Annotated in this window: 24 protein-coding genes and 1 tRNA gene; 12 read left to right on the top strand and 13 right to left on the bottom strand. The window is 72.5% G+C overall.

What is annotated here, in order from left to right; genetic code table 11:
• The first annotated feature begins 59 nt into the window (after positions 1-59).
• Positions 60-392: a hypothetical protein gene (locus tag PX701_RS04370; RefSeq protein ID WP_231430309.1), complete on the top strand. Its 333-nt coding sequence runs from the start codon at positions 60-62 to the stop codon at positions 390-392.
• A 23-nt stretch (positions 393-415) separates the two neighbouring features.
• Here PX701_RS04370 and pnuC read toward each other — a convergent pair whose 3' ends face one another.
• The 5 genes from pnuC to PX701_RS04345 form a co-directional block, all read right to left on the bottom strand.
• The gene (gene pnuC, locus PX701_RS04365) at positions 416-1,108 is read right to left on the bottom strand and encodes a nicotinamide riboside transporter PnuC (protein WP_275505605.1); all 693 of its coding nucleotides are present in this window, start codon (positions 1,106-1,108) and stop codon (positions 416-418) included.
• The gene (locus tag PX701_RS04360) at positions 1,105-1,527 is read right to left on the bottom strand and encodes a DUF3054 domain-containing protein (protein ID WP_275505604.1); all 423 of its coding nucleotides are present in this window, start codon (positions 1,525-1,527) and stop codon (positions 1,105-1,107) included. Before PX701_RS04360 ends, pnuC begins: the two co-directional genes overlap by 4 nt.
• Positions 1,524-3,431 (bottom strand): thioredoxin domain-containing protein, encoded by a 1,908-nt coding sequence (locus PX701_RS04355; RefSeq protein WP_275505603.1) that lies wholly within the window; start codon positions 3,429-3,431, stop codon positions 1,524-1,526. Before PX701_RS04355 ends, PX701_RS04360 begins: the two co-directional genes overlap by 4 nt.
• A gap of 3 nt (positions 3,432-3,434) precedes the next feature.
• Entirely contained in the window at positions 3,435-4,262 is an 828-nt protein-coding gene (locus PX701_RS04350; RefSeq protein ID WP_275505602.1) for an aldo/keto reductase, read from the bottom strand.
• Between the two features lie 78 nt (positions 4,263-4,340).
• Complete coding sequence (locus PX701_RS04345) at positions 4,341-5,105, bottom strand: DUF1684 domain-containing protein (protein WP_231430304.1); 765 nt, start codon at positions 5,103-5,105, stop codon at positions 4,341-4,343.
• A gap of 81 nt (positions 5,106-5,186) precedes the next feature.
• Between PX701_RS04345 and hrpA the strand changes: the two genes are divergently transcribed.
• Positions 5,187-9,191, top strand: coding sequence for an ATP-dependent RNA helicase HrpA (hrpA, locus tag PX701_RS04340; protein WP_275505601.1), 4,005 nt, complete (start codon positions 5,187-5,189; stop codon positions 9,189-9,191).
• A 30-nt stretch (positions 9,192-9,221) separates the two neighbouring features.
• On the opposite strand, the gene PX701_RS04335 is transcribed toward hrpA, so the two are convergent.
• Genes PX701_RS04335 through PX701_RS04325 form a run of 3 tightly spaced genes read right to left on the bottom strand, consistent with a single transcriptional unit; the run spans position 9,222 to position 11,915 of the window.
• Positions 9,222-9,998, bottom strand: coding sequence for an amino acid ABC transporter ATP-binding protein (locus PX701_RS04335; protein WP_275505600.1), 777 nt, complete (start codon positions 9,996-9,998; stop codon positions 9,222-9,224).
• The gene (locus PX701_RS04330) at positions 9,995-10,993 is read right to left on the bottom strand and encodes an amino acid ABC transporter permease (RefSeq protein ID WP_374201102.1); all 999 of its coding nucleotides are present in this window, start codon (positions 10,991-10,993) and stop codon (positions 9,995-9,997) included. Before PX701_RS04330 ends, PX701_RS04335 begins: the two co-directional genes overlap by 4 nt.
• A gap of 19 nt (positions 10,994-11,012) precedes the next feature.
• Entirely contained in the window at positions 11,013-11,915 is a 903-nt protein-coding gene (locus tag PX701_RS04325; protein WP_231430302.1) for an ABC transporter substrate-binding protein, read from the bottom strand.
• A gap of 249 nt (positions 11,916-12,164) precedes the next feature.
• Here PX701_RS04325 and PX701_RS04320 point away from each other — a divergent pair, with 249 nt between their 5' ends.
• The 8 genes from PX701_RS04320 to PX701_RS04285 all read left to right on the top strand — a co-directional run bounded on the left by PX701_RS04320 (position 12,165) and on the right by PX701_RS04285 (position 19,373).
• Positions 12,165-13,373 carry an MFS transporter gene (locus PX701_RS04320; protein WP_231430301.1) on the top strand — a complete coding sequence of 403 codons (1,209 nt, stop codon included), beginning with the start codon at positions 12,165-12,167 and terminating at the stop codon, positions 13,371-13,373.
• A gap of 14 nt (positions 13,374-13,387) precedes the next feature.
• Positions 13,388-14,221: an aldo/keto reductase gene (locus tag PX701_RS04315; RefSeq protein WP_275505599.1), complete on the top strand. Its 834-nt coding sequence runs from the start codon at positions 13,388-13,390 to the stop codon at positions 14,219-14,221.
• A 98-nt stretch (positions 14,222-14,319) separates the two neighbouring features.
• Complete coding sequence (locus tag PX701_RS04310; protein ID WP_275505598.1) at positions 14,320-15,258, top strand: DUF4349 domain-containing protein; 939 nt, start codon at positions 14,320-14,322, stop codon at positions 15,256-15,258.
• Positions 15,259-15,267: 9 nt separating this feature from the next.
• Positions 15,268-16,458, top strand: a complete 1,191-nt coding sequence (locus PX701_RS04305) for an acyl-CoA dehydrogenase family protein (RefSeq protein ID WP_275505597.1) — start codon at positions 15,268-15,270, stop codon at positions 16,456-16,458.
• Between the two features lie 105 nt (positions 16,459-16,563).
• Entirely contained in the window at positions 16,564-16,737 is a 174-nt protein-coding gene (locus PX701_RS04300) for a hypothetical protein (RefSeq protein WP_231430297.1), read from the top strand.
• 10 nt (positions 16,738-16,747) lie between these two features.
• Positions 16,748-17,626: an alanyl-tRNA editing protein gene (locus tag PX701_RS04295; protein WP_275505596.1), complete on the top strand. Its 879-nt coding sequence runs from the start codon at positions 16,748-16,750 to the stop codon at positions 17,624-17,626.
• A gap of 51 nt (positions 17,627-17,677) precedes the next feature.
• The gene (locus PX701_RS04290) at positions 17,678-18,172 is read left to right on the top strand and encodes a cation:proton antiporter regulatory subunit (protein WP_231430295.1); all 495 of its coding nucleotides are present in this window, start codon (positions 17,678-17,680) and stop codon (positions 18,170-18,172) included.
• 13 nt (positions 18,173-18,185) lie between these two features.
• A complete protein-coding gene (locus PX701_RS04285; RefSeq protein WP_275505595.1) occupies positions 18,186-19,373 on the top strand; it encodes a cation:proton antiporter in 1,188 nt (395 codons plus the stop codon).
• A gap of 111 nt (positions 19,374-19,484) precedes the next feature.
• On the opposite strand, the gene PX701_RS04280 is transcribed toward PX701_RS04285, so the two are convergent.
• The gene (locus tag PX701_RS04280) at positions 19,485-20,606 is read right to left on the bottom strand and encodes an LLM class flavin-dependent oxidoreductase (RefSeq protein ID WP_231430293.1); all 1,122 of its coding nucleotides are present in this window, start codon (positions 20,604-20,606) and stop codon (positions 19,485-19,487) included.
• Here PX701_RS04280 and PX701_RS04275 point away from each other — a divergent pair.
• The gene (locus tag PX701_RS04275) at positions 20,605-21,450 is read left to right on the top strand and encodes an NADPH-dependent F420 reductase (RefSeq protein ID WP_308191635.1); all 846 of its coding nucleotides are present in this window, start codon (positions 20,605-20,607) and stop codon (positions 21,448-21,450) included. The two genes, PX701_RS04280 and PX701_RS04275, sit on opposite strands and share 2 nt — an antisense overlap.
• Before the next feature lie 56 nt (positions 21,451-21,506).
• Positions 21,507-22,202: a DNA alkylation repair protein gene (locus PX701_RS04270; protein ID WP_275505594.1), complete on the top strand. Its 696-nt coding sequence runs from the start codon at positions 21,507-21,509 to the stop codon at positions 22,200-22,202.
• Positions 22,203-22,310: 108 nt separating this feature from the next.
• On the opposite strand, the gene PX701_RS04265 is transcribed toward PX701_RS04270, so the two are convergent.
• The 4 genes from PX701_RS04265 to PX701_RS04250 form a co-directional block, all read right to left on the bottom strand.
• Positions 22,311-23,810, bottom strand: coding sequence for an MFS transporter (locus tag PX701_RS04265; RefSeq protein WP_275505593.1), 1,500 nt, complete (start codon positions 23,808-23,810; stop codon positions 22,311-22,313).
• A 78-nt stretch (positions 23,811-23,888) separates the two neighbouring features.
• A tRNA-Ala gene (locus PX701_RS04260) sits at positions 23,889-23,961 on the bottom strand.
• A 55-nt stretch (positions 23,962-24,016) separates the two neighbouring features.
• A complete protein-coding gene (locus PX701_RS04255) occupies positions 24,017-25,042 on the bottom strand; it encodes a hypothetical protein (RefSeq protein ID WP_275505592.1) in 1,026 nt (341 codons plus the stop codon).
• A 52-nt stretch (positions 25,043-25,094) separates the two neighbouring features.
• Entirely contained in the window at positions 25,095-25,757 is a 663-nt protein-coding gene (locus PX701_RS04250) for a GNAT family N-acetyltransferase (protein ID WP_231430288.1), read from the bottom strand.
• Positions 25,758-25,811 lie beyond the last annotated feature (54 nt).

Below are 25,811 nucleotides of genomic sequence, written 5' to 3'. Positions count from 1 at the left end.
CCGTCACACGGTGCGCGTAGCGTGGGCTTACGATCGTGGAAGGCGAGGGGAGGGCGCGTATGGCGGAGTCATCGGTGCTCGAGCGCCTGCGTCGAGACGCACGCGACGAGCTCGCCGCGCTCATCGAACTGCGCTGTCGGCTCGGCGAAGACCCGTGGATGTTCCTGCCCGACCTGCCCTCCGTCGACGAGCAGGTCGTCGCGACGCTGCGCGAGGAGCGCCTGCAGTCGGAGACCTGGGGTCCGGCACGGTCGCGCGCGTACCACCCGGCTGCACGCCCGGGCGAGGCGGCGAGGTTCGAGTTCGAGCTGCTGCGGGGCATCGCCCTCGAGCACCCCGAACTCAGTGGGGCGGTATGGGCGCTGCTCGACCGCGTGCCCGCGCCCTGGTGACGCGCCGCCGGCGGCACCCGCGTTCAGGCGGCCGGTGACCCCGACGCCGCCTCGCGCCGTCGCTGCACCCGCAGCCAGGTGAAGAACCCCAGCAGGGTGAACGCGCCGTAGAACAGGTACAGCAGCGCCGAGGCGTAGTAGCCGGCCGAGACGAGCAACGGCACGCCGACGATGTCGACGGCCACCCAGATGAGCCAGAACTCCGTCCAGCCCTTCGCCATGCCCCACGTCGCGAGCAGCGACCCCATGAAGATCCACGCGTCGGCCCACACCGGCTCGAACGAACCCAGGGCGCTGAAGATGGGCGTGAGCACGAGCGTGCCCCCGATCATCGCCACGACGAGCAGCACGCGCTCGCGCCCGGTCGCCCAGCGCGGGTCGACGGCGTTCGCCGACGTGTGCCGGTGCCTCGACCACTGGATCCACCCGTAGATCGAGACGCCGATGAACATGAGCTGCCGTCCGGCCTGCCCGAGCAGGTTGACCGGGTTCGGCGTGTGGAAGACGGCGCCCATGAAGACCGTGAAGAGCAGCGCGTTGCCGATGATGCCGATGGGCCACGCCCAGACCTTGCGCCGCATGCCGCCGAGCGCCGACGCGAGCCCGAACAGGTTGCCCACGATCTCGCGCCAGAGGATCACCTGTCCGCCGATCACGAGCTGGGCGTCGAAGAGCCACTCGATCGGGCCGGGCGCCGCCGCGGCTTCGAGCATCATGCGACGGTCCTGGCGCGTCCGCGGAGGGCGCGCACGAGCGCGACGATCGCACGCCAGCCGATGAGGAGGAGCGCGAGCGTCAGCGCCGCGACGATCATGAACGCGACCTGCGCGGTGTCGCCGGCGAAGACCCGGAGGGCGAGCCCGCCGACGACGGCCACGGCCCACACGATCACGCCCGTCGGCCACGGCGCGGTCGGCGCGCGCCAGGCGCGTGCGAGGCCCCATCCCGCGAGCACGGCGACGAGGAACGGCCACGCGGTCGCAGCGATGCCGGCGACGTCGAGCGCCTCGGCGTGGCTGCGACGGCCGATGAGCACGAAGACGACGACGAGCGCCAGGTCGACGACGAGGCTCACGAGGATCGTTCGCGCGCTCGCCCGGTTCGGGCTCGCCGATCCGGCGACGGTTCCGCTCATGCCTCCATCGTACGGAGCGCGGCGAGCGCCCGGAGCGCGGCGGCGTCGACGACCGGCAGCGCGCAGACGAACTCGCGGCACCGGTAGGCCGCGACGGCGCGGTCGCGCAGGTCGCGCCCGGCGAACAGGTCGAAGCCGGCATCCGCGAACCGTCGGGCCGCCTCCTCCGTGACGACGGCCGTGATGGATGCCTCGTGCCGACGGCTCTCGGCGACGAGCTCGGCCTCCTGCGCGGCCGCGGCGGCCGCGCCACCGGTCGCCGCGCCGGGCACGACGGTCACGAGCTGCACGACGGGCGCGGCGAGGTCGGCCATGAGCCCGAGCGAAGCGCCGAACGCGATCGGACGCTGCACGGCGACGGCGGCGACGCGCTCCATCGCCGCGACGGCCGCGACCCGATATCGATCGCCGGCACCGAGCAGCCACAGCCGCCACGCCGCCTGCGCGCATGCGGTCGCGCCCGACGGGGTCGCGCCCTCGGCGGGGTCACCGGGCAGGGCGAGGCCGCGCGCGGCGAGCACGGGATCGGGCCCGCCGGGCACGGCGAAGGGCACGGTCTCGTCGGGCCGGGCCGCGTCGATCGCGGCGTCGACGAGTTCGCGCGCGACCTCGGCGTACCGAGGATCGCCGCTCGCGAGCGCGAGGTCGATGAGTCCCCCGGCGAGCATTCCGGGGTCTTCGAGGGCCGCGGTGGCGGCCGACGCCCGGCCGTCGCGCGAGGCCCGGACGATCGCGCCGTCGGCGAGGTGGTGGCCGATCACGAAGTCGGCGGCCCGGCGCGCAGCGGCCAGGGCTCGATCGCCGTCCTGCCCGCCGATGGCGCCCGACGCACGTGCGAGCGCGCCGATCGCCAGGCCGTTCCAGCCCGTGAGCACCTTCTCGTCGAGCGCGGGCGGCTCGAGCGACCTCCGTCGCTCGGCGTCGGCCTGCGCGTAACCGCCTTCGGTGCGCACGCCGTCGACGATGCTCTCCGAGTCCTGCGCGGCGGCGAACCCGCCCGACGCGAGCTGCATCGTGCCGATGAGGAACGCCGACGTGTCGCGGGCGACCTCGCGGAGCACTGCGTCGTCGCGGGCCAGGTCGGCCGCGACGGCGAGCAGCAGGGCGTTGTCGGTGAGCATCCGTTCGTAGTGCGGCTCGCTCCAGTCGGCGCGAGTGGCGTACCTGAAGAACCCGCCGTCGACCGGGTCGCGGAGCGGCGACGCCGCCATCGCCCGCAGCGTGCGGCGGGCGATGGCTCGGCCGTCGGCGCCGCTCCGCGCGAGGAAGTCGAGCACCGGCGCCACCGGGAACTTCGGGGCCCCGCCGAAGCCTCCGTGCACCCGGTCCTCCTGCGCCGCGAGCGCCTCGACGGCGTCAGCCAGCCGAGCGGTCGTCGGCAGTGCGCCCGCCGTCTCGGCCGACGCCGCGTCGGCGAGCGCACCCGCGACCGCGTCGGCGGTGTCGGTCAGCTGCGTCCGCCGTTCGCGCCAGGCCTCGTCGACCGCGGCGAGCACCTGCCGGAACGACGGCATGCCGCGCTGCGGAGCGGGCGGGAAGTACGTGCCCGCGTAGAACGCCCGCCCGTCGGGGGTTGCGAAGACCGTGAGGGGCCAGCCGAGCTCGCGCGTGAACGCCGAGGCGGCGGCCAGGTAGCTCGAGTCGACGTCGGGGTGCTCCTCGCGGTCGACCTTGATCGCGACGAACCGCTCGTTGAGCACGCGCGCCGTCTCGACGTCGTCGAAGCTCTCGCGGGCCATCACGTGGCACCAGTGGCAGGTCGCGTAGCCGATCGAGATCATGACGGGGATGTCTCGCGCGCGCGCCTCGTCGAAGGCGTCGTCGCCCCAGGGGAACCAGTCGACGGGGTTCCCCGCGTGGGCCCGCAGGTACGGGCTGACGGCGTCGGCGAGGCGTCGGCCCATCGGTCAGTCCACCTCGTCGGGGTGGGCGCTCACCCGGCCCTCGCGCTCGAGCGCCGTGATCGCCTGCATCTCGGCATCGTCGAGCTCGAAGTCGAACACGTCGAAGTTCTCGGCCATGCGCTCGCGACGGGTCGACTTCGGGAAGACGATGTGCCCGCGCTGCAGGTGCCAGCGCACGACGACCTGGGCGGGGGTCTTCTCGTGCGCCGCCGCCGGTCCGGCGATCTCGGGCAGTTCGAAGAGCGGGTACTTGCCCTGCCCGAGCGGCCCCCAGGCCTCGATCGCGATGCCGTGCTCCTCGGCGAACGCCGCGGTCGCCGGCTGCTGGTGGGCCGGGTGCAGCTCGATCTGGTCGACGGCGGGCACGACGTCGGTCTCGTCGAGCAGTCGTTCGAGGTGCGGCACGAGGAAGTTCGAGACGCCGATCGAACGCACGCGACCGCTGTCGCGGAGCTTCTCGAACTCGCGCCACGTGTCGACGTACCGGTCGCGGGCCGGGCTCGGCCAGTGGATCAGGTAGAGGTCGACGTAGTCGAGCCCCAGCCGTTCGAGGCTCGCATCGAAGGCGTCGTGCACGGACTGCGTGCCCTGGTCGTCGTTCCAGAGCTTCGTCGTCACGTACAGCTGTTCTCGGGCGATGCCCGATGCCGCGATCGCCCGGCCCACGCCCGCCTCGTTGCCGTAGATGCGCGCCGTGTCGAGGTGCCGGTAGCCGACCTCGAGCGCGTCGGTCACGATCCGCTCGGTCTCGTTCGGGTCGACCTTGAAGACCCCGAAGCCGAGCTGCGGGATGGAGTGGCCGTCGTTGAGCTGGATGCGGGGAACCGTCATGCCCGCCATCCCATCATGACCGGGCTCGCGCCGACAGGGCGGTTCGCTGCCCGCGAAGCCGGGCACGGCCGCCTCCGGTCACGCCGCGGGCGACTCCGCCGCGACCGTGCGGCGCACCGGCAGGCGCTCCCCCGCGCGCACCGCGACCGACCACCGGTTGCCGGGCGAGGGCAGCGGGCACACGTACTGGTCGCTGAAGGCGCAGGGCGGCAGGTACGCCCGGTTGAAGTCGAGCTCGAGCGTGCCGTCGGCCGCGGGCTCGTCCACGGCGAGGAAGCGGAACCGGTACGCCTCGTGGCCGCTCGTCGCGTCGGCGAACACCGCGCCGAGGCCGCCGGCGTCCCGCGTCAGGGTGAGTTCGATCGGGGTGCCGTCGACGTCGAACCGGGCGACGCCTGCGACGTGCTCGGTCGACGCGTGCCCGTCGACGCTCGTCACGTCGAGCGTCGCGTCCGCCGCAGGCTCGAAGCTCGCACGCACGACCCAGCGCGGCGACGGTGCGAACGCGTCGATGCCGGCTAGCGACGTGCGCGTCGGGGCGTCGGGGTCGAGCACGCGCAGCGCCAGCGCCCCGTCGCGCTCGAACGCGCGCAGCACCGTCGCACCCACCGCCAGTTCGTCGCCGGCTGCGAGGCGCACCGCGTCCGAGGCATCCGCGAGCCCCGTGCCGACCACCGCGCCGTCATGGGCCGCCCAGCGACCGGGCGCGCCCTCCACCGCCGCCGGCTCGTCGGTGAGCCAGTGCGTGTGCCGCAGGGCGGCGAGCCCGTGCGGGGCCGTCGCGCGCGCTTCGCGCGCGTGGTGCCAGTCGTGCCAGTCCGACTCGAAGCGTTCGCTCGTCATGCCTCCACGCTACCGATCGCGGCGACCCGGTTCAGCGCTCGGCGTCCTCGTGCGACCCACCACGTCATACGATGGAGGGCTATGTCGTCGCCTGCGCCGATCCCCGTGATCACCTATCCCGCCGAGTTGCCGGTCTCCGCGCAGCGCGACGAGATCGCGCGCGCCCTCGAGTCGCACCAGGTCGTGATCGTCGCCGGCGCGACGGGCTCGGGCAAGACGACGCAGCTGCCGAAGATCTGCCTCGAGCTCGGCCGGACCTCGATCGCGCACACCCAGCCCCGCCGCATCGCCGCGCGCACGATCGCCGAGCGCATCTCCGAGGAGCTCGGCGTCGAGCTCGGCGGCCTCGTCGGCTACCAGGTGCGCTTCACCGACCGCGTGAGCGAGTCGACCCGCGTCAAGGTGATGACCGACGGCATCCTGCTGAACGAGATCCACCGCGACCGCGACCTGCGCCGGTACGACACGATCATCATCGACGAGGCGCACGAGCGCAGCCTCAACATCGACTTCCTGCTCGGCTACCTGAAGCGGCTGCTGCCGCGCCGCCCCGACCTCAAGGTCATCGTCACGAGCGCGACGATCGACCCCGAGAGCTTCGCGCGACACTTCGAGGATGGCTCGGGCGAGCCCGCGCCCGTGATCGAGGTGTCGGGCCGGACGTATCCCGTCGAGGTCCGGTACCGGCCGCTCGTCGCCGAGGCCGGCATCGGCGACGACGACGAGGACGAGGGCGCCGCGGCCGAGGACAAGGACGTGCAGCGCGGCATCATCGACGCGCTCGACGAGCTCGACCGCGAGTCGAGCGGCGACGTGCTCGTCTTCCTCTCGGGCGAGGGCGAGATCCGCGACGCCGAGCAGGCGGTACGGGCCCGCTATGCGGGCGGTCGCGGCGGCGAGACCGAGGTGCTGCCGCTCTACGGGCGCCTGTCCTCCGCCGATCAGCACCGCGTGTTCGAACCGTCGAAGGTCGCGGGCCTGCGGCGCCGCGTCGTGCTCGCGACGAACGTCGCCGAGACGAGCCTCACGGTGCCGGGCATCCGCTACGTCGTCGACGCGGGCACCGCGCGCATCAGCAGGTACTCGGTGCGCTCGAAGGTGCAGCGGCTGCCGATCGAGCCGATCTCGCAGGCCTCGGCGAACCAGCGCTCCGGCCGGTCGGGCCGCACGAGCGACGGCATCGCGATCCGGCTCTACTCGGAGGAGGACTTCGAGCGCCGGCCCGAGTTCACCGACCCCGAGATCCTGCGCACGAACCTCGCCGCGGTGATCCTGCAGATGGCGTCCCTCGGGCTCGGCCCGATCGAGGAGTTCCCGTTCCTCACGCCGCCCGACGCCCGCGGAATCCGCGACGGTCTCGAGCTGCTGCGCGAACTCGGTGCGCTCGACGACGGCGCCGCGGGCGACGGGCCGCAGCTCACGCGCATCGGACGCCAGCTCTCGCGCCTGCCGATCGAGCCGCGCTTCGCGCGCATGGTGCTCGAGTCGAAGGCGCAGGGCGTCTCGCGCGAGGTGCTCGCGATCGTCGCGGGCCTCACCGTCCAGGACCCGCGCGAGCGCCCCCTCGAGCGCCGTGAGGAGGCGAACGGGTCCCACGCCCGATTCGTCGACCCGACGAGCGACTTCCTGACGCTCCTGAACCTCTGGAACCACCTCGAGCGGCAGCAGCGCGAGCTCTCGGGCAGCGCGTTCCGCCGCATGTGCAGGTCGGAGTTCCTGAACTACCTGCGCGTGCGGGAGTGGCAGGACCTGTACCGCCAGCTCGTGCGCCTCGCGAAGCCGCTCGGCCTGCACGTCGCCGAGCGGGCCGGCGAACCGAACGGCGACGGCATCCACCGGGCGCTCCTCGCGGGTCTCCTCTCGCAGATCGGGCTGCGTGACGACGCCCTGCGCCAATCAGCACCGACGTCGACGGGGCGCGGCGGCGCGCGCGACGCCGATCGCAGGGGACGGCGCCGCGACGCCGAGTTCCTCGGCGCCCGCAACACCCGCTTCGTGGTCTTCCCCGGCTCCGCACTCGCGAAGAAGCCGCCGCCGGCGCTCATGAGCGCCGAACTGGTCGAGACGAGCCGGCTCTTCGCCCGCACGAATGCCGCGATCGACCCGGCATGGGCCGAGCAGCTCGCCGGCCCGCTCGCCAAGCGCAGCTACTCCGAGCCGCGCTGGGAGCGCCGCCAGGGCTCGGCCGTCGCCGACGAGAAGGTGCTGCTGTTCGGCGTGCCGATCGTCGCGAAGCGGCGGATCCAGCTCGCCCGGGTCGACGCCGAGCTCGCCCGCGAGCTGTTCATCCGGCACGCCCTCGTCGACGAGGACTGGGACACCTCGAAGCTCGATCGCCGGCTCTTCGCGTTCGTCAGGCAGAACCGGGCGCTGCGCGGCGAGCTCGGCGAGGTCGAGGAGCGCACCCGCCGCCGTGACCTGCTCGCGGGCGACGAGGCGGTGGTCGCGTTCTACGAGGCGCGCGTGCCGCACGACGTCGCCGACGTTCGCTCGTTCGAGCGGTGGTGGCGCGGTGCGCAGCGCACGGCGCCCGACCTCCTCACGATGCGCCGAGAGGACCTGCTCGGCGAGGACACCGACCGCGCGCACGACGACGGCTTCCCCGACCGCTGGCGGCAGGGCGACCAGACCCTCTCGCTCGCGTACCGCTTCGAACCCGGGGCCGACGACGACGGCGTCACGGTCGTCGTGCCGCTCGTGCTGCTGCCGCGGCTCGAGGCGACCGGCTTCGACTGGCAGGTCCCCGGACTCCGCGACGAGCTCATCACGGCGCTGCTGCGCTCCCTGCCGAAGGTGCTCCGTCGCCAGGTCGTCCCGGCGGCCGAGTGGGCGGCGAAGATCGCCGCCGAGCTTCCGGACGGCCCCGAGGGCGGCGAGCCTCGCGAACCGCTCGTCGCCGAGGTCGGCCGGGCGATCCGGCGGCTCACGTTCACGCCCGTCGACCCGAGCGACTTCGACCTCGACCGCGTGCCGCCGCACCTTCGGGTCACGTTCCGCGCCGTCGACGAGCGCGGCCGCGCGCTCGGCGCGTCGAAGGACCTGTCCGAGCTGCAGGCCCGGCTCGCCGACCGCACGCGCGACGCCGTCGCGCGCGCCGTGAGCGGGTCGGGCGGTCCCGGCGATCGCACGGCCGTCGCGGGCGACCGCCGCAATGGACGCGGCGCACGGAACGACGACCGGCGCGGCCCGCGGCCCGCCACCGCCCCTCCCCCCGAGCTCGCCGAGCGCGGCGGCATCACCGCCTGGGAGTGGGACGCGCTGCCCGAGCATCTCGACACGAGACAGGCCGGCAACGTCGTGCGGGCCTATCCGACACTCGTCGACGAGCGCGAGGCGGTGGCCCTCCGGCTCGTCGCGACGCCCGAGGAGCGCGATCGGGCGCTCCGGCGAGGCATCCGGCGGCTCGTCGTGCTCTCGACCCCGACGCCGGTCGCCTATGTGCAGGAGCACCTCTCGAACGAGGAGAAGCTCGCGCTCGCCGCGAGCGCGTACCCGTCGACCCGCGCGCTGCTCGACGACTGCCTCGCCGCCTGCGTCGACGCCGAACTGCGTGCCCGCCACCCCGACGGGATCCTGCGGACGCGAGCCGAGTTCGATGCCGTGCGCGACGCGGTCGCGGCCACGATCGTCGACCGGCTGTTCGAGACGGTGTCGCTCGTCGCCCGGATCCTCAGGGCGGCCCGCGAGGCCGACCGGGCGATCTCGGGCGCGTCGAGCATCCAGCTCATGGCGGCGCTCGCCGACCTCCGCGAGCAGCTCGCCGCCCTCGTGCCGAACGGGTTCGTCTCGGCCACCGGGCTCGAGCGGCTGCGCCACCTGCCGCGGTACCTCGAGGCGATCACGGCGCGCGTGCGCAAGCTCGTGGACAACCCCGGACGCGACCGGCAGCTCATGAACGAGTTCGACGTCGCCCGTTCGGCCTATGAGAAGGCCGGCGGCACGCTGCCGATCGACGCCGAGGCCGACCCGGTGCTCGTGCGCGTGCGGTGGATGCTCGAGGAGCTGCGCGTGGGCCTCTTCGCCCAGGAGCTGCGCACGGCCGAGACCGTCTCGGTCCAGCGCGTGCAGAAGGCGCTCGCCGGCTGAGCCGACGAGCGCCTTCGGGGCGGATGCGCCTCAGAGCACCTTGGAGAGGAACGCCTTGGTGCGCTGGTGCTGCGGGTTCGAGAGCACTTCTCGCGGGTCGCCCGACTCGACGACGACGCCCCCGTCCATGAAGACGAGCGTGTCGGCGACCTCGCGGGCGAAGCCCATCTCGTGCGTCACGACGATCATCGTCATGCCGCTCTTCGCGAGCTCCTTCATGACCTCGAGCACCTCGCCGACGAGCTCGGGGTCGAGCGCCGAGGTCGGCTCGTCGAACAGCATGAGCTTCGGCTCCATCGCGAGCGCCCTGGCGATCGCGACACGCTGCTGCTGCCCGCCCGACAACTGCGAGGGGTAGTAGTCGGAGCGCTCGGCGAGGCCGACGCGGGCGAGCAGCTCGAGCGCGCGCGCCTTCGCCTGCGACTTCGGCAGCCCCTTCTTCAGCAGCGTCGGTGCGAGCATCACGATCTCGACGGCCGTCATGTGCGGGAAGAGGTTGAAGCGCTGGAACACCATGCCGATGTCGCGGCGCTGCTTCGCGGCCTCCTTCGGGTGCAGCTCGTAGATCTTGTCGCCGTGCTGGCGGTAGCCCACGAGCTGGCCGTCGACCGAGAGCCGTCCGGTGCTCACGGTCTCGAGGTGGTTGATGCAGCGGAGGAAGGTCGACTTGCCCGAGCCCGACGGCCCCACGAGGCAGAGCACCTCGCCGCGCTTCACCTCGAGCGAGATCGACCGGAGCACGGTGTTCGAGCCGTAGGACTTCGACACCGCCTCGGCCTTCACCATGGGGGTCTCCGCGGCGTTCATGCGCCTCCTCCGGCGTGGTGGTTCGACGGCGGGACCTCCGTGTCGACCGCGGCGACCGCGCTCGTCTCGACGGTCGGCTGCTGCACGGCCGGTCGCTGGTCGATGCCCTTCGCGTAGTGCTTCTCGAGGTAGTACTGGCCGACCATCAGGATCGACGTGATCGCGAGGTACCAGATCGACGCGACGATCAGCATCGGCACCGGCTGGTACGTCTTCGCCGCGATGTCGCTCGTGCGCGTGAACAGTTCGAGCGTGAACGGCACGGCGATGACGAGCGAGGTCGTCTTCAGCATCGAGATGACCTCGTTGCCGGTCGGCGGGATGATCACGCGCATGGCCTGCGGCAGGATGACCCGGCTCATCGTGTGCCACCAGCCGAGGCCGAGGGCGGTCGCCGCCTCCTCCTGGCCGCGGTCGACCGCGAGCAGGCCCGCGCGCACGATCTCCGCCATGTAGGCGGCCTCGTTGAGCGCGAGGCCGATGACCGCGAGGGCGAAGTAGCTCAGCAGGTCGCTCGTCGTGATCGACAGCCACGGCTCGGAGCCGGGGAGGCCGATGTCGATCGACTTGTAGATGACGCCGATGAGGCCCCAGAACACGAGCTGCACGTACACCGGGGTTCCGCGGAACAGCCACAGGTACACCCACGCCACCGACTTCACGACGGGGTTCGGCGAGAGGCGCATCACGGCGAGCACGATGCCCAGGATGATCGCGATGACCATCGAGTACACGGTCAGCTGCAGGGTGTAGCCGGCGGCTTCGACGACGCGCGTGTCGAAGAGGTACTTGCCGACCTCGGTCCAGTTGTAGACCGGCCGGTTGACGGCCGCGTCGACCACGAAGAGGACGACGAGCACGATGAGCACGACGGCGAGGACCATGCGCCACGGGTGGCGCAGCTTGATGGCCTTGATCGCCTCGGGGGGCGTGTCGGTTCCGGAGCCGGCCGGCGGGGTCTCGGACCCCGCCGGCCGGGAAGGCATGTCGGACATGACTGCGGTGCTTCTCAGGTCAGTTCGTCGCGCCGTTGATGGTCGCCTCGTCGACGGCACCCGACTCGATGCCGGCCGACTTCAGGATCTCGAGGTACGTGCCGTCGTCGATGAGCGACTGCACCGCGGCCTGCACGGCCTTCGTCATGTCGCTGTCCTTCTGGGTGGCGAAGCCGTAGGGAGCCGCGTCGAACATCTCGCCGACCGTCTCGAGCTGGCCGTCGAGGTTGGCGACCGCGTCACCCGTCACGGGCAGGTCGGCGGAGAAGGCGTCGGCCTTGCCGTTGACGACGGCGTTCGTGACCTCGGGCTGCCCCTCGAACGGCAGGATCTCGATGGGCTCCTCGCCCGCGTCGACGCACTCCTGGCTGCGTGCGGGCAGCTCGTCGGTGTGCTGGATGGTGCCCGACTGCACGGCGACGGTCTTGCCGCACGCGGTGTCGGGGGTGATGTCGCTGCCGGCGGGCGCGGCCCACAGGCTGCCCGCGTTCAGGAAGTCGACGAAGTCGACCGAGGCCTGGCGCTCGACCGTGTCGGTGAACGACGACGAGCCCATGTCGAGGGCGCCCTCCTGGATGCGGGGGATGATGCTGTCGAAGCTCAGGATCTCCCACTCGGGCTCGAGCCCGAGCTTGGCCGAGACCGCCTCGGCGAGCGTGACGCCCCAGCCAGTCGGCTCGCCGGCGTCGTTCTTGTACTCGTTGGGCGGGTACTCGGCGTCGGTGCCGATGCGCAGCACGCCCGAGTCCTTGACCTCGGCGGGCAGCAGGGCCACCGCGGCGTCGTCGGCCTCGACCGAGGTCTTGGGGGCGGTGCTCTCGGAACCGCCGCCCTCGCTCTCGGAGTTGTTGACGCAGCCGGTGAAGAGCAGGGCCGCGGCGGAGGCGATGGCGGCCGGCAGGAGCAGGCGTCGGATGTTCATGTTGATACCTCTGTCGTCACATGATGATGGGGACAAACGACTGAGCGCAAAGTGAGGCTCCGTCGCCGTAGACCGAGCCTAAACCACCGCAGGCTCGACGCAAGCATCTCGGCAGATCACGATTCGGTGGCGATTCGAATCGCCCGCTTCACACCCTCGAGACGCAAGATTCCGTACTTTCGAGACGCAATGCCGCACTGCGCAGCCGTTCGGCGGGCGCGTCGCACCGATCGATAGGCTTGGCGCACCGTGGGAACCTACTCCGAACTGCTCAAGACGCAGGGCGTCGCACGCATCATCGCCGCCCAGCTGACCGCGCGCTTCCCCTCGGGAATGCTCTCGCTCGCGTTCCTGCTGCACGTCGAGCAGCAGACGGGCTCGTACGGCGCAGCCGGGCTCGTGCTCGCCGCCACGTCGATCGGGCAGGCCGTCGCCGGCCCGCTCACGAGCCGCCTCATGGGTCGGTTCGGCATGCGCCCGGTGCTCGTCGTCACGCTCGTGATCTGCGTGAGCGCCGTGGTCGCGATCGGAGTGCTGCCCCTCACCGTGCCGCTGTACATGGCGGTCGGCCTCGTCGCCGGTCTCGCGACCCCGCCCGTGCAGCCCGCCGTGCGCACGATCTACCCGAAGATGGTGAACTCGCGACAGCTCACCCCGCTGTTCTCCCTCGACGCCTCGGCGCAGGAGATCATCTGGGTCGTCGGGCCGGTCGTCACGACCTTCGTCGCGACGCAGATCGGCACGGTGTGGGCCATCCTGCTCGCCGCCCTGCTCATGGTCGTGGGCGGCGCCTGGTTCATCTCCTCCCCCGAACTCGGCCGGGTGCGCATCCCCCGCTCGAAACGCCGGTTCGGCACCGTGCTCGCCCGCCCCGCCGTCCTGCTCGCGACCGTCGTCGGATTCCTCCTGATCGGCGCGTGCGCGGCCATCGAGGCCGGCGTCGTGGCCGTCTTCGGCCACGACGGCAGCGAGGCCGGCATCGTGCTCGCGATCTTCTCCATCGGATCGCTCGCCGGCGGCCTCTTCCTCGGCCACGTCCCCATCGGACCGTGGTCGACCGCCCGCCGCATGTTCATCGTGTTCGTCGGCACCGCGCTCGCAGCGTTCGTGATGGACTTCTGGTGGCTCTCGATCACCCTCTTCGTCGCCGGCATCGGCATCGCGCCCGCGCTCGCGGTGCTGTTCGCGATCGTCTCGGCGAGCGTGAAGTTCTCCGACACCGCCGAGGCGTACGGCTGGGTCGGCACGGGCCAGCTCATCGGCGCCGCACTCGGCTCGGCCCTCGCCGGCTTCCTCATCGACGGCTACGGCGCACAGGGCGCGTTCTGGGCGGCGAGCGCGCTCGCCTTCCTCGGGTTCCTCGTGCCCGCGTTCGCACGCCGATGGCACCCCGATCTCCGAGGCCGCGACGCGAGCCCCATTCCCGACACCGAACCGGTGCCGCTCCAACCCAGTTGACGAAGGGCGCCAGGATGCCTCGACAGCTCCCGCTCGCACCGCTCGTGCCACTGGCCGACGGCCACGCGATCCCGCAGCTCGGCTACGGGCTCTACAAGGTGCCCGCGCACGACGCGGCGCAGCTCGCCGGCGTCGCGATCGCGACCGGCTACCGCCACCTCGACACGGCCGCCTTCTACGAGAACGAGCAGGGTGTCGGCGCGGCCGTGCGCGCGGCCGAGGTGCCGCGCGACGAGCTCTTCGTGACGAGCAAGGTGTGGAAGGACGACAACGGCTACGACGAGGCGCTCCGCGCCTTCGACGCGTCGATGGGCCGGCTCGGGCTCGACCGGCTCGACCTCTTCCTCATCCACTGGCCGGTGCCGTCGACCGACCGCTACGTCGACACCTGGCGGGCCCTCGTGCGGCTCCGCGACGAAGGACGGGTGCGCTCGATCGGGGTCTCGAACTTCCACGCCCACCACCTCGACCGCATCATCGGCGAGACGGGCGTCGCCCCGGTCGTCAACCAGGTCGAGCTGCATCCGCGGCTGCCGCAGGCCGCCCTCCGCGAGTTCCATGCGGCACGCGGCATCCGCACCGAGGCGTGGTCCCCGCTCGCCCGGGGTCGCCTCCTCGACGACCCGGTGCTCGCCCGGCTGTCGACGGCGCACGGGCGCAGCCCGGCGCAGATCGTGCTGCGCTGGCACGTCCAGCTCGGCAACGTCGTGATCCCGAAGGCGTCGTCGCCGGAGCGCATCCGCGAGAACCTCGACGTCTTCGACTTCGAGCTCGGCGTCGACGACCTCGCCGCGATCGCCTCCCTCGAGACCGGCGAGCGCACCGGACGAGATCCCGACGACGACTGACGCGCGCCGCTCGCGCTCGTCCGGCCGCGACCGGATCGTGACCCGACTCCCAGCGCCCGTCCAGACACTGGCTCCCGGCGCGGCAATACCCTGACCGCATGAGACGACTCGCACCCGCGGCGGCGTCCGCCGCGATCATCGCCCTCCTGCTCGCCGGCTGCTCGATGGGCGGCAGCTCGAGCACGCCCGGCGTCGCCGAGCCCGACATGCCGGCTCCCGCCCAGGGCGGCGACGCCGGCGCCGACGGGGGGTCGGCCGACGAGGCCCGGGCCGAGCCCGACGCCGTCGACCGCAGCGTGATCACGACGGGGTGGATCGCGGTGACCGTCGACGATCCGATCGACGCCGCCGAGGAGGCCGCCGCGATCGTCGACCGCGCCGGCGGGCGCACCGAGAGCCGGACGGAGCAGCCCGGCACCGATACGTCACCGCCGAGCGCGCACCTCGTGCTGCGCGTGCCCGCGGCAGAGCTCGACGGCGTCGTCGACGAGATCCGCGATCTCGGCCGGGTGGACTCCGTCTCGATGCAGGCCTCCGACGTCACGCAGCAGCGCACCGACCTCGACGCGCGCATCGAGGCGCTCTCGGCCTCGGTCGACCGGCTCGAGCAGCTGCTCGCCGAAGCCGCGACCATCGCCGATCTCATCGCCATCGAATCCGAGCTCACGACCCGCCAGGCCGAACTCGACAGCCTCACCCAGCAGCGCGACCAGCTCGTCGACCAGGTCGACTACTCGACCCTCACGCTCGATCTCGCCACGGTCGAGGCGGCGCCGGCCCCGGCACCCGACGACTTCTGGAGCGGGGTCGTCGCCGGGTGGACGGCCCTGGTCGGCTTCCTGTCTTCGCTCGCCGTCGCCCTCGGCGTGCTCCTGCCGTGGTTCGCCGTACTGCTCGTCATCGCCGCCGTCGTGACGCTCGTCGTGGTGCTCGCCGCCCGCGGACGGCGACGGGCGCCGGGGGTCCCGGTCGAGCCGGCGCCGCACCCCGGCTCCGACGCCGATCGCTCCCCCACCGGGCCGGAGCCGCGGGCGTAGTCTGGCGACGTGAGCGCGACGACCGAGACCACGACGCAGACCCCGACGCCCGAATCCCTCCTCGACGACGACCTCCTCGAGCGATTCCGCGCCCGAGCGGCCGAGTACGACCGCGACAACGCCTTCTTCGACGACGACCTCGAAGAACTCCGCGCGGCCGGCTACCTCACCGCACTCGTGCCCGTCGAGCACGGCGGCCTCGGCTGGGGCCTCGTCGACGCGGTGCACGCGCAGATGCGGCTCGCCGGCGCCGCACCCGCGACGGCGCTCGCCGTCAACATGCACCTCGTGTGGACGGGCGTCGCGAAGGTGCTGCGCGACCGCGGTGACGACTCGCTCGACTTCGTCCTCCGCGAGGCGGGTGCGGGCGAGGTGTTCGGGTTCGGCATCTCCGAAGCCGGCAACGACCTCATGCTGTTCGGCTCGCGCACCACGGCCGAACCGCAGGCCGACGGCGGCTACCGGTACGCGGGCCGCAAGATCTTCACGTCGCTGTCGCCCGCATGGACGCGGCTCGGCACGATGGGCCTCGACTCGGTGTCGTCCGATGCGCCGAAGCTCGTCTACGGCTTCATCGACCGCGAAGACCCCGACGTGCGCATCCTCGACGACTGGAACACGATGGGCATGCGCGCGAGCCAGAGCCGCACGACCGTGCTCGACGGGGCGTACGCCGCGCCCGACCGCATCGTGCGCCGGCTCGACCCCGGGCCCAACTCCGACCCGCTGGTCTTCGGCATCTTCGCGAACTTCGAACTGCTCCTGGCCGCCGTGTACACGGGCATCGGCCGGCGCGCGCTCGACCTCGCGGTGGCCGCGGCCGGCCGCCGCACCTCGATGAAGCACGACGGGCGTCCCCTCGCGCACGACCCCGACATCCGGTGGCGCGTCGCCGACGCGGCGATCGCCTACGACGCGATCCCGCCCCAGCTCGACGCCGTCGCCCGCGACCTCGACGAGCTCGTCGACCACGGCGCGGCCTGGTTCGCGAAGCTCGTCGGCATCAAGGTGCGGGCGACCGAGACCGCCAAGCACGTCGTCGACCAGGCGGTCCGCGTCTCGGGCGGCTCGACCTATTTCGCGGGCTCCGAGCTCGGGCGGCTCTACCGCGACGTGCTCGCCGGCATCTTCCACCCGTCCGACGACGAGTCGGCGCACGCGACCGTCGCCAACGCATGGCTCGGCCCGGTCCCCGACTGACGAGTCGCCCCGTTCCCGACCGGCGCGCGGGGCACGACCGCGGCGCGGCCCGATGGATAGACTGGCCGAGGCGACGAACGTCGCCCCCGCACCCTGGAGGACCTTGTGAACGTCGTCGCCACCGTCATCGCCCTGGGACTGTTCGTCTTCGGCATGTGGGTCATGAGCATCGCCCCCGAACTGGCGAGCCTCCAGGCCGCCGTGTTCTTCGGCGGCATCCTCGCCGTCGCGCTCTCGCTGGCGATCCCGTTCCACCTGCTCGGCCGCGCCGACGACTGACGCCGGTCGCATGACGCTGCCCGCGCACGACACGATCGTCACGTACCCCGCCGGTGAGCTCGTACGGCACGCCACCGTGCTGCACACGGCCCCCGCCCGCGACGGGCTCGTGGCCGTCGTCACCGACGCGACGTCGTTCCACCCGGTCGACGCCGCCTGGCCCGACCAGCCCGCCGACACCGGCACGCTGCGCGCGGGCGATCGCGAACTGCCGATCCGAGACGCCGTCGTCGCCGCGACCGACGGGTCCGAGCTGCATGTCGGCGACGACGTCCCCGTGCGCAAGGGCACCGAGGGCTGGGCGTTCGTCGTCGCACACCTGATGGATGGCGGCGGCCCGGTCGCCGAAGGCGACCAGGTCGTCATCACCGCGGATGCCTCGGCGCGCCGCGCCCTCTCGCTCGGGCACAGCGCCTGCCACGCGGCATCCCTCGCCCTGAACCGTGCGGTCGAGTCGCGCTGGTCGAAGCCGGCCCGCACCGATGCGCTCGGGCGTCCCGACTTCGACGGCATCGCGATCACGTCGAGCCGCATCGAGCCGTTCGGCTCGGTCGACCGCTACCGGCTGAACAAGTCGCTGCGCCGCGCCGGCTTCGACGCGACGGGCCTCGCGGAGGCACTCGACGAACTCGGCCGTGAGGTCTCCGCCGCCGTCGGCGAGTGGGTCGCGGCGGGCTCGACGGTCCGCGTCGAGCGCGACGGCGACCGGCTCACCGACCGGCGCAGCTGGGTCGCCGAGCTGCCCGAGGGCGTCGCCCGCATCGCCTGCGGCGGCACGCACGTCGACTCGCTCGCCGAGCTGGGCGCCGTGCGAGTCGCCTTCGAGCTCGTCGACGACGCCGGCACCCCGGTGCTCGAGATGCGCACCCGGGTGGGCGCCGACGGCTGAACCCCCGCGCGCCCGGCCGTGCACCTCCGCAACGGGGTTACGATTACGGGCGTGGGTATTCGCATCGAGAAGGTCGACCTGCCCGGGATCGGCGTGCGTCACGACCTCGTGACCGAAGCCGGGCGCCGAATCAGCGTGGTCTCGCACCGCGACGGCGAGCGCGATCTCGGCGTGTTCGACATCGACGACCCCGACGCGTGCCGCGACAGCGTCGCACTCAACGACGACGAGGCCTCCGCCCTCGCCGATGTGCTGAGCGCCTCGGTCATGCTGAGCCGCCTGACGAGCCTCTCCGACGAGACCGCCGGCCTGTACACGGAGCAGATCGCACTGCCCACCGACTCGCCGTTCCTCAATCGCACCTTGGGCGACACCAAGGCCCGGACCCGCACGCACGCCTCGATCGTGGCGATCGTGCGCGACCGCCAGGTCATCGCCTCCCCCACGCCGTCCGAGCCCCTGCGCGCGGGCGACGTGATCGTCGCCGTCGGCACCCGCGAGGGTCTCGACGGGGTCTCGAGACTGCTCGCCAACGGACCCGACTGACGCCGGGCCCCGCATGCACGAGACCACGCTCCTCCTCATCGAAGTCGGCGCGCTGCTCCTCGGAATGAGCCTCCTGGGGCGGCTCGCACTGCTCATCGGCCTCTCGCCGATCCCCTTCTATCTCCTGCTCGGCCTCGCGTTCGGCTCGGGCGGCATCTTCCCGTTCGACGCGAGCATCGAGTTCCTGCAGACCGGGTCCGAGATCGGCGTGATCCTGCTGCTCGCCCTGCTCGGGCTCGAGTACACCGCGTCCGAGCTCTTCGACAGCCTGAAGTCGGCGCGCATGCCGGGAGTGGTCGACGGGCTGCTGAACGCGTTGCCGGGCGCGGCCCTCGCACTCATCCTCGGCTGGGGTCCGGTCGCAGCGGTCGCATTGGCGGGCGTCACGTGGGTGTCGTCGTCGGGGGTGATCGCGAAGCTGCTGCGCGACCTCGGCCGTCTCTCCAACCGCGAGACGCCGGCGATCCTCGGCGTGCTCGTCATCGAAGACCTGGCGATGGCGTTCTACCTGCCGATCCTCTCGGCGATCGTCATCGGTGTCAGCCTCGTGCAGGGCGCCGTGGCCGTGGCCGTCGCGGTCGCGGTCGTCGTCGTGATCCTCTACATCGCGCTGCGTCACGGCCACCTCGTCTCGCGTCTCTTCCCCGCCGACCATGCCGAGCCCCTGCTGCTCGGCGTGCTCGGCCTCACGATGCTCGTCGCCGGGCTCGCCCAGGAGGTCTCGGTCTCGGCCGCGGTCGGCGCCTTCCTCGTCGGCATCGCGTTGTCGGGTCGCGTGGCGGTGAACGCGAGCCAGGTGCTGACGCCGCTCCGAGACCTGTTCGCCGCGACGTTCTTCGTGTTCTTCGGGCTCACGACCGATTCGTCGCAGCTCATGTCGATGATCCTGCCGGCGCTCCTGCTCGCGGCGGTCACGATCGCGACGAAGCTCGCGACGGGCGCCTACGCCGCGGCGCGCGCAGGGGTCGGCACGCTCGGCCGGTGGCGCGCGGGCTTCTCGCTCGCGCCGCGCGGCGAGTTCTCGATCGTGATCGCCGGTCTCGCCGTGACCGCCGGAGTGGAGCCCGCGCTCGCCTCGCTCGCCACCGACTACGTCCTCATCACGATCATCGCGGGCACGTTCCTCGCCCGCGTGCCCGACGCCGCGTGGTTCCGCGCCGCGGTGCGGCGCCGTCAGCAGCGCACGCGGCAGGCCGTCTGAGGCGGATGCCGCGGCTCGGCCCGCTCGAACATCGCGCTCCGGACACCCGTCGAGCGGGCGATGCCGGATGGGTGCTCGCCGGTCGACGCGACGAGATCGCCCCTTCGGGGTCTACGCGCGCCCCGCGGCCGCGTCGTCGGCGCGGTCGGCCAGGGCCAGGGCCGCGGCCTCGTCGAGCTCGGCGTCGGCGGCATCGGCGGCGGCGAGCAGTTCGCGAACGCGCGGCACGACCTCGGTCGCGTACCGCTCGATGCTGCCCATCATCGCCTCGTGCGGCAGGGTGCCGTTCGAGTACTTGAGGTCGAAGCGCACTGCGCCGATCGAGCGCATCGCCGCAGCGATCTTCTGCGCGACCGTCTCGGGCGAGCCGGCGTAGAGCGCGCCGTGCGACGAGGCCTCGGCCTCGAAGTGCTCGCGCGTCGCGGGCCCCCAGCCGCGCTCGCGGCCGATGCGGTCGATGATCACCTGGTAGTGGGGCCACAGGGTGTCGAGCGCCTCCTGGTCGGAGTCGGCGATGAAGCCCGGCGAGTGGATGGCGACAGGCTGCGCGGGCTTGCCGAACTGGGCGAGCGCCTTGCGGTAGAGCTCGGCGAGCGGTGCGAAGCGCGCGGGGCTTCCGCCGATGATCGCGAGCACCAGCGGCAGCCCGTAGTGCGCCGCGCGCACGACCGACTCGGGGCTGCCGCCGACGCCGACCCACGTCTTCAGGTGCCCGTGCTCGACGGGCGGGTACACGAGCTGGTCGGTGAGGGCGGGGCGCAGCCGGCCCTCCCAGGTGACGGGCTCCTGCTCGAGGAGCGCCGCGAAGAGCTCGAGCTTCTCCTCGAAGAGCTCCTGGTACTGGCCGAGGTCGAAGCCGAAGAGCGGGAACGACTCGATGAACGAGCCACGTCCGAGGATGACCTCGGCGCGACCTCCCGAGACGCCGTCGAGCGTCGCGAAGCGCTGGAAAACGCGCACCGGGTCGTCGGAGCTCAGCACCGTCACCGCTGAGCCGAGGTGGATGCGATCGGTGCGCCCGGCGATCGCGCCGAGCACGACCTCGGGAGCCGAGACGGCGAACTCGTGGCGATGGTGCTCGCCGATGCCGAAGAAGTCGAGGCCGAGGCGGTCGGCGAGCACGGCCTCGTCGACCACGTTGCGCAGCACCTGCGCATGCGGCAGCGTGGTGCCGTCGGCGGCCGCCGTGACGTCGCCGAAGGTGTCGAGTCCGAATTCGTAGCGCTCGGTCATGCCGGCCCCTCTCATCGTCGCCGGGTGCGGAAGCCCGGTGCGGAAGTCGATGCATGCGTACGCATGCACAGGTCGGAACCCGCCCCATGCCGAGACTATTCCCGGGAATGTCACGACGGCACCCCGCGTTGAGATGCATGTCGACGCATGGATCGAGCAGCGCGCCGAGCGGAATGGGAGCATGGAGACTGTGACGGATCGCCCGGTGATCGGAATCTACGGCGCGGGAAAGGTGGGCACGGCCCTCGCCCGCCTGCTCGTGGCCGCCGGGTACCGGGTGCTCATCGCCGGTTCGCCGAGGCAGACCGCCCTCGAGCTCCTCGTGGGCGTCGTCGCCCCCGGCGCCGTCGTCGTCCCCTCCGCCGAGCTCCCCGAGAGCGCCGACGTCATCATCGTCGCCGTGCCGTTCGGAAAGGCCGGCACCGTGCCCTGGGCCGCGTTCGACGGCCGCATCGTGGTCGACGCCATGAACTACTGGCCGCCCGTCGACGGAAACCTCGCCGAGGTCGACGCCGACCCGCGCACCACGAGCGAGCAGAACGCGGCGCGCAACCCGCGCGCCCGCGTGGTCAAGTCCCTCAACCACCTCGGCTACCACGAGATGGAGGACGACAGCCTGCCCGCCGGCGATCCCCTGCGACGTGCGCTCGCAGTAGTCGGCGACGACCCCGGCGCGCGCGCCGAGGTGGCCGCCCTCATCGACGCGATCGGGTTCGATCCGGTCGACGGCGGAGCACTCGAGCACGGCGTCGCGCTCGAGCCGGGGCATCCGGCCTTCGGTCGCGAGCTGAGTGCAGGCGAGCTCGCCGCGCTGCTCACCCCGGCCGCCCATCTCGCCGCCTGACACGGCACCGCCGGGTCGCTAGCCTGAAGCCTGACGACGCGGGAGGGCGAGCGAGAATGACGGATGCCGCGGGGCTGACCTCCGCGCTCGAGGCGATGGCGAGCGAGACCGAGCGGATGAAGTACCGCCGGTACTTCCACGACGACGCGGCGGCGCCGTTCATCGGCGTGCGCATGGGCGCCGTCTTCGAGCTCGCGAAGACCGCGCTCGACCTGCCCGTCGCCGAACTCGAGCAGCTGCTCGCCCGGCCGGTGCACGAGGTGCGCGCGCTCGCCTGCAGCATCATGGGCAAGTCGGCCGCCGCTCGCACCACGGGCGAGGCCCGCCGCACCGAGCTCTACGAGCTCTATCTCGCCCGCCACGACCGCATCGATCAGTGGGACCTCGTCGATCTCGCCGCCCGCGACGTCGTCGGCGGCCACCTCGTCGATCGTGACCGGTCCCCGCTCGCAGCCCTCGCCGCCTCGTCGTTCTGGCCCGAGCGGCGGACCGCGCTCGTCGCGACCTTCGCCTTCATGAAGCGCGGCGAGACCGACGACGCATTCGCGATCGCCGGGCGGCTCGCCCGCGACGAGGCGCCGTTCGTGCAGAAGGCCGTCGGCTGGGTGCTGCGCTCGGCGGGCGATCTCGACGCCGGGCGCCACCTCGCGTTCGTCGAGGAGCACGCGGCGACGATGCCGCGCGTGGCGCTGCGCGCCGCGATCGAGCACCTGCCGAAGGACGAGCGCGCGCGGGTGCTCGCGATCCGCTGATCGCCGTCCGTGGCAGCGGGCGGCCGAACCGCGACGATGACGGGCTGCGCGGTTCAGGCGTCGTCGGCCTCCGTCGGCGGCTCGCCGAGCGGGCGCCGCTCGCGCGGTTCAGGCCTCGTCGGCCTCCGTCGGCGGCTCGCCGAGCGGCCGTCGCTCGCGCCGCCGGGCCCCGAGGTCGGCGACGCCGATCGCGAAGGCGATCGCGACGAACACCGCGACCGCGAGCATGCCGACGCCGTACGCGTCGTGGTACACCGCGAGATCGGGCTGGCCCTCGGATTCGCGGTAGATCGTCGAGTAGAACAACGACAGCGTCACGGCGGTGCCGATGGCCGTGCCGATGCGCTGGCCGAGCTGACCCACCGAGCCGGCGAGGCCGCCCTGCTTCACGGGGATGTCCATGAGGGTCAGCGTCTGGTTCGGCGAGACGACGAGGCCGCCGCCCGCGCCGCCGATCACCATCGCGCCGGCCATCGCCCACGGCGTCATCGCAGGCGGGGTCGCCAGCGCCGCGAGCACGAGCAGCCCGATGCCGACGAGCAGCAGCACGAGCCCCCATACGACGAGCGGCCGGCCGAGGCGGTTCACGAGGTTGCCGCCGATCCACGAGCTGAGCGCGCTCAGCAGCGCGAAGCCGATGCCCACCATGCCGGCGAACACCGCCTCGAGGCCGAGCCCGTGCTGCAGGTACAGCGTCGTCAGCAGGAACATCGAGGGCATCGCCGCGAAGTAGACGCTCGCGAGCGAGATGCCGTTGCGGAACGAGCTCACGCCGAACAGGCCCAGCGGCACGAGCGGGTGGCGACCGGATGCCGCGTAGCGGCGCTCCCACGCGACGAACGCCGTGAGCGCGAGCACGAAGACCACGAGCACCCACCAGCGCGCCGGGTCGTCGTCGGGCGAGCCCGTCGTGAGCAGGAACGGCCACATGAGCGCGACCACGGTCACACCGAACAGCAGGAGCCCGACGGGGTCGAGCGACAGCGGCTTGTCGGAGGGACGGCGGGTGACCGGCAGCAGCCAGATCGCGAGGGCGATCGCGATGAGCGCGAGCGGCACGTTGATCCAGAAGATGCCGCGCCAGCCGTCGGTCGGCCCGCCGATCGCGATCATGAGGCCGCCGAGAGTCGGACCGAACGCCGTCGCGAGCCCGATGGTGGCGCCGAACAGGCCGAAGGCCTTTCCGCGCTCCTTGCCGTGGAAGAGCTCCTGGATGATGCCGAGGACCTGCGGCATCTGGATGCCCGCGGCGACGCCCTGCAGGAGGCGCGCGACGAGCAGCACGGTCGCGTTCGGCGCGAGCGCGGCGACGAGGCTCGTGAGCGTGAACAGGCTGAGGCCGACGACGAAGAGCGTCTTGCGCGAGCGCTGGTCGCCGATGCGGCCGGCGGGCACGAGCGTGAGGCCGAACGTCAGCACGTAGCCGGCGACGATGAGCTGCAGCTCGGTCGAGGTCGCGTCGAAGGCGTCCTCGATCGCGGGAAGGCCGACGTTGACCTTCGACAGGTCGAGGATCGTGAGCGCCGCGACGGCGACGCACACCCAGTAGGCACGCCAGCGGTGCTCCTCGGACAACGGGATCGAACGGGTCACCGGCGGCTGCGACATCCGTTCCACCCTATGCCCGCCACGGAGCGATGCGGTGGAATGCCGAAGGCCCCCGCCGAAGCGGGGGCCTTCTCTCGGTGGACCCAGGGGGATTCGAACCCCCGACCTTCTCATTGCGAACGAGACGCGCTACCAACTGCGCCATGGGCCCGAGCCGTGAAAGAGCCTATCACCACTCGAGGGGTGGTCTTGACCACCCGGCTCGATCAGCCGGCCGCCCGACGACGGCGCAGCACGGCGTCGAGGTCGTCGATGCCGGGCCGGGCGTCGTCGACGATGCCCATCCGGGCGTACGGGTTCGGGGCCGCCTGCGCGGTGCGGTCGGCGGCACGCTCGGCCTCGCGCTCCCCTGCGGCGGCGCGTTCGGCTGCGGATGCCGCGGGGCTGATCTTCGGCACCGGCGGGGCGAGCCGTTCGGCCCGCCTGGCGAGGAGCGCCTCGCTCTCGACGCGCTTGAGCTCGGCGGCCGCCTCGATCGACGCCATGGCGGTCGCCGCGATCGTCCCCCGCGACAGGTGCAGGGGCTTGGGCAGCGGCCGGGGCGTCCAGCCCTCCGTCTCGGCCGTCGGCTCGGCGAACTCGATCGGCTCGAAGTCCAGCGCCGCCGGCGTCGCGGGCGCGGCGACCGCGACCTGCGGCAGGCGCCGCTTCGCGAGCCGCACGAGCCCGAAGGCCGCGCCGACGAACGCGACGCCACCGGCGGCGGCGATGACGAGCGATGCTCCGAACGCCGCGGCGACGAGGCCGACGATGACGGTGATGAGCCCGGCGAGCGCGATGAGGGTGCATGCGGCGCGACGGCGGCGCACGGCTCTGCGTGCTCGCCGCGCGGCGTCGTGCGACGGATCGATCTGCGAAGCTGCGACGGCCGGTACCGGCTGGGTGACGGGAGCGCTCGCTGCCGCGCGTGCGCGCGCGGCCTCCGCCGCTTCCTCCGCGGCGCGGCGCTCGGCGATGGCCGTCTGCTCGGCCGCTTCCGCGGCGAGGCGTGCCGTCTCCTCGTGCTCGTGCAGGATGCGCTGCTGCGTCGCGACCTCGCGGGCGGTGGCCTCGACGACGATGGGCTCGGGCGTCTCGGCGGTCTCGGCGAGGATGCGGAGGGTCTGCTGGAGTCGTACGGCGTTGCGCTCGGTCGCGAGGTACTGCCGACGGCGCAGCCAGCTCGGCAGCAGGTACGCGATCCACAGCGCGGCCGCCACCGCGATCAGGATCCCCCCGCCGATCACATCCATGCGATAACGCTAGGTCACGCGCGGCCCCGCGCCCGAATCGGCGCGGGCGTGTTCAGCGATCTGTCAGCCGCAGCGGCTCGGCGGCCGCGGCGAGGTCCTCCGCGGTGATGCGTGCGGCGCCGTCGGGCACGCGCCCGTCGCGCCACCGGCGCAGCACGCCGCGCGGCACCTCCTCGCTCACGAGCGCGAACGCGAAGTGGTCGCACCAGGCGCCGTCGATGTGGATGAACCGGCGCCGGAGGCCCTCGTAGCGGAACCCGAGCTTCTCGACGACGCGCAGCGACGGCCCGTTCTCGGGTCGGATGCAGATCTCCATGCGGTGCAGGCGCAGCACGCCGAAGCAGTAGTCGGTCGCGAGCGCCACCGCGGTCGGGGTGATGCCCCGGCCGGCCACGTGCTCGGAGACCCAGTACCCGATCGTCGCCGACGACAGCGAGCCGTAGCTGATCGACGAGACGTTGAGCTGGCCGACGAGCTCGCCGTCGACCTCGATGACGAACGGCAGTCCGTGGCCGCCCCGTGCGTGCGCGAGCAGGTTGCGGATCGACGCCCTGGCATCGATGAACGACCCGCCGCCCGGGTAGGTCGCCTCCCACTTCTTCAGCCAGCCGCGGTTCGCGAGCAGCACCCGTTCGAGCGCCTTCGCGTCGCGCACGCGGATGGGCCGGAGCACGACCTCGCCGTCGCGGAGGGTGGGCAGGGACGATGCCGCCATCGTCAGTGGGTGGGTGGGGTGAGGGTGTCGGTGTAGTCGATGAGCCAGGAGCGC

It is taken from the genome of Agromyces chromiiresistens, assembly GCF_029167465.1.
Taxonomy (GTDB): Bacteria; Actinomycetota; Actinomycetes; order Actinomycetales; family Microbacteriaceae; genus Agromyces; species Agromyces chromiiresistens.
This window is presented reverse-complemented; position numbering and strand designations above follow the sequence as displayed.

What these genes read in the sequence shown, in the direction of transcription:
- hrpA (WP_275505601.1), top strand. Translation starts at nt 5,187, where the DNA reads ATGTCGTCGCCTGCGCCGATCCCCGTGATCACCTATCCCGCCGAGTTG.
- PX701_RS04315 (WP_275505599.1), top strand. Translation starts at nt 13,388, where the DNA reads ATGCCTCGACAGCTCCCGCTCGCACCGCTCGTGCCACTGGCCGACGGC.
- PX701_RS04345 (WP_231430304.1), bottom strand. Translation starts at nt 5,105, where the DNA reads ATGACGAGCGAACGCTTCGAGTCGGACTGGCACGACTGGCACCACGCG.
- PX701_RS04335 (WP_275505600.1), bottom strand. Translation starts at nt 9,998, where the DNA reads ATGAACGCCGCGGAGACCCCCATGGTGAAGGCCGAGGCGGTGTCGAAG.
- PX701_RS04255 (WP_275505592.1), bottom strand. Translation starts at nt 25,042, where the DNA reads ATGGATGTGATCGGCGGGGGGATCCTGATCGCGGTGGCGGCCGCGCTG.
- PX701_RS04250 (WP_231430288.1), bottom strand. Translation starts at nt 25,757, where the DNA reads ATGGCGGCATCGTCCCTGCCCACCCTCCGCGACGGCGAGGTCGTGCTC.
- pnuC (WP_275505605.1), bottom strand. Translation starts at nt 1,108, where the DNA reads ATGATGCTCGAAGCCGCGGCGGCGCCCGGCCCGATCGAGTGGCTCTTC.
- PX701_RS04280 (WP_231430293.1), bottom strand. Translation starts at nt 20,606, where the DNA reads ATGACCGAGCGCTACGAATTCGGACTCGACACCTTCGGCGACGTCACG.
- PX701_RS04360 (WP_275505604.1), bottom strand. Translation starts at nt 1,527, where the DNA reads ATGAGCGGAACCGTCGCCGGATCGGCGAGCCCGAACCGGGCGAGCGCG.
- PX701_RS04295 (WP_275505596.1), top strand. Translation starts at nt 16,748, where the DNA reads ATGACGCTGCCCGCGCACGACACGATCGTCACGTACCCCGCCGGTGAG.
- PX701_RS04275 (WP_308191635.1), top strand. Translation starts at nt 20,605, where the DNA reads ATGCCGGCCCCTCTCATCGTCGCCGGGTGCGGAAGCCCGGTGCGGAAG.
- PX701_RS04330 (WP_374201102.1), bottom strand. Translation starts at nt 10,993, where the DNA reads ATGTCCGACATGCCTTCCCGGCCGGCGGGGTCCGAGACCCCGCCGGCC.
- PX701_RS04325 (WP_231430302.1), bottom strand. Translation starts at nt 11,915, where the DNA reads ATGAACATCCGACGCCTGCTCCTGCCGGCCGCCATCGCCTCCGCCGCG.
- PX701_RS04355 (WP_275505603.1), bottom strand. Translation starts at nt 3,431, where the DNA reads ATGGGCCGACGCCTCGCCGACGCCGTCAGCCCGTACCTGCGGGCCCAC.
- PX701_RS04285 (WP_275505595.1), top strand. Translation starts at nt 18,186, where the DNA reads ATGCACGAGACCACGCTCCTCCTCATCGAAGTCGGCGCGCTGCTCCTC.
- PX701_RS04270 (WP_275505594.1), top strand. Translation starts at nt 21,507, where the DNA reads ATGACGGATGCCGCGGGGCTGACCTCCGCGCTCGAGGCGATGGCGAGC.
- PX701_RS04350 (WP_275505602.1), bottom strand. Translation starts at nt 4,262, where the DNA reads ATGACGGTTCCCCGCATCCAGCTCAACGACGGCCACTCCATCCCGCAG.
- PX701_RS04370 (WP_231430309.1), top strand. Translation starts at nt 60, where the DNA reads ATGGCGGAGTCATCGGTGCTCGAGCGCCTGCGTCGAGACGCACGCGAC.
- PX701_RS04310 (WP_275505598.1), top strand. Translation starts at nt 14,320, where the DNA reads ATGAGACGACTCGCACCCGCGGCGGCGTCCGCCGCGATCATCGCCCTC.
- PX701_RS04265 (WP_275505593.1), bottom strand. Translation starts at nt 23,810, where the DNA reads ATGTCGCAGCCGCCGGTGACCCGTTCGATCCCGTTGTCCGAGGAGCAC.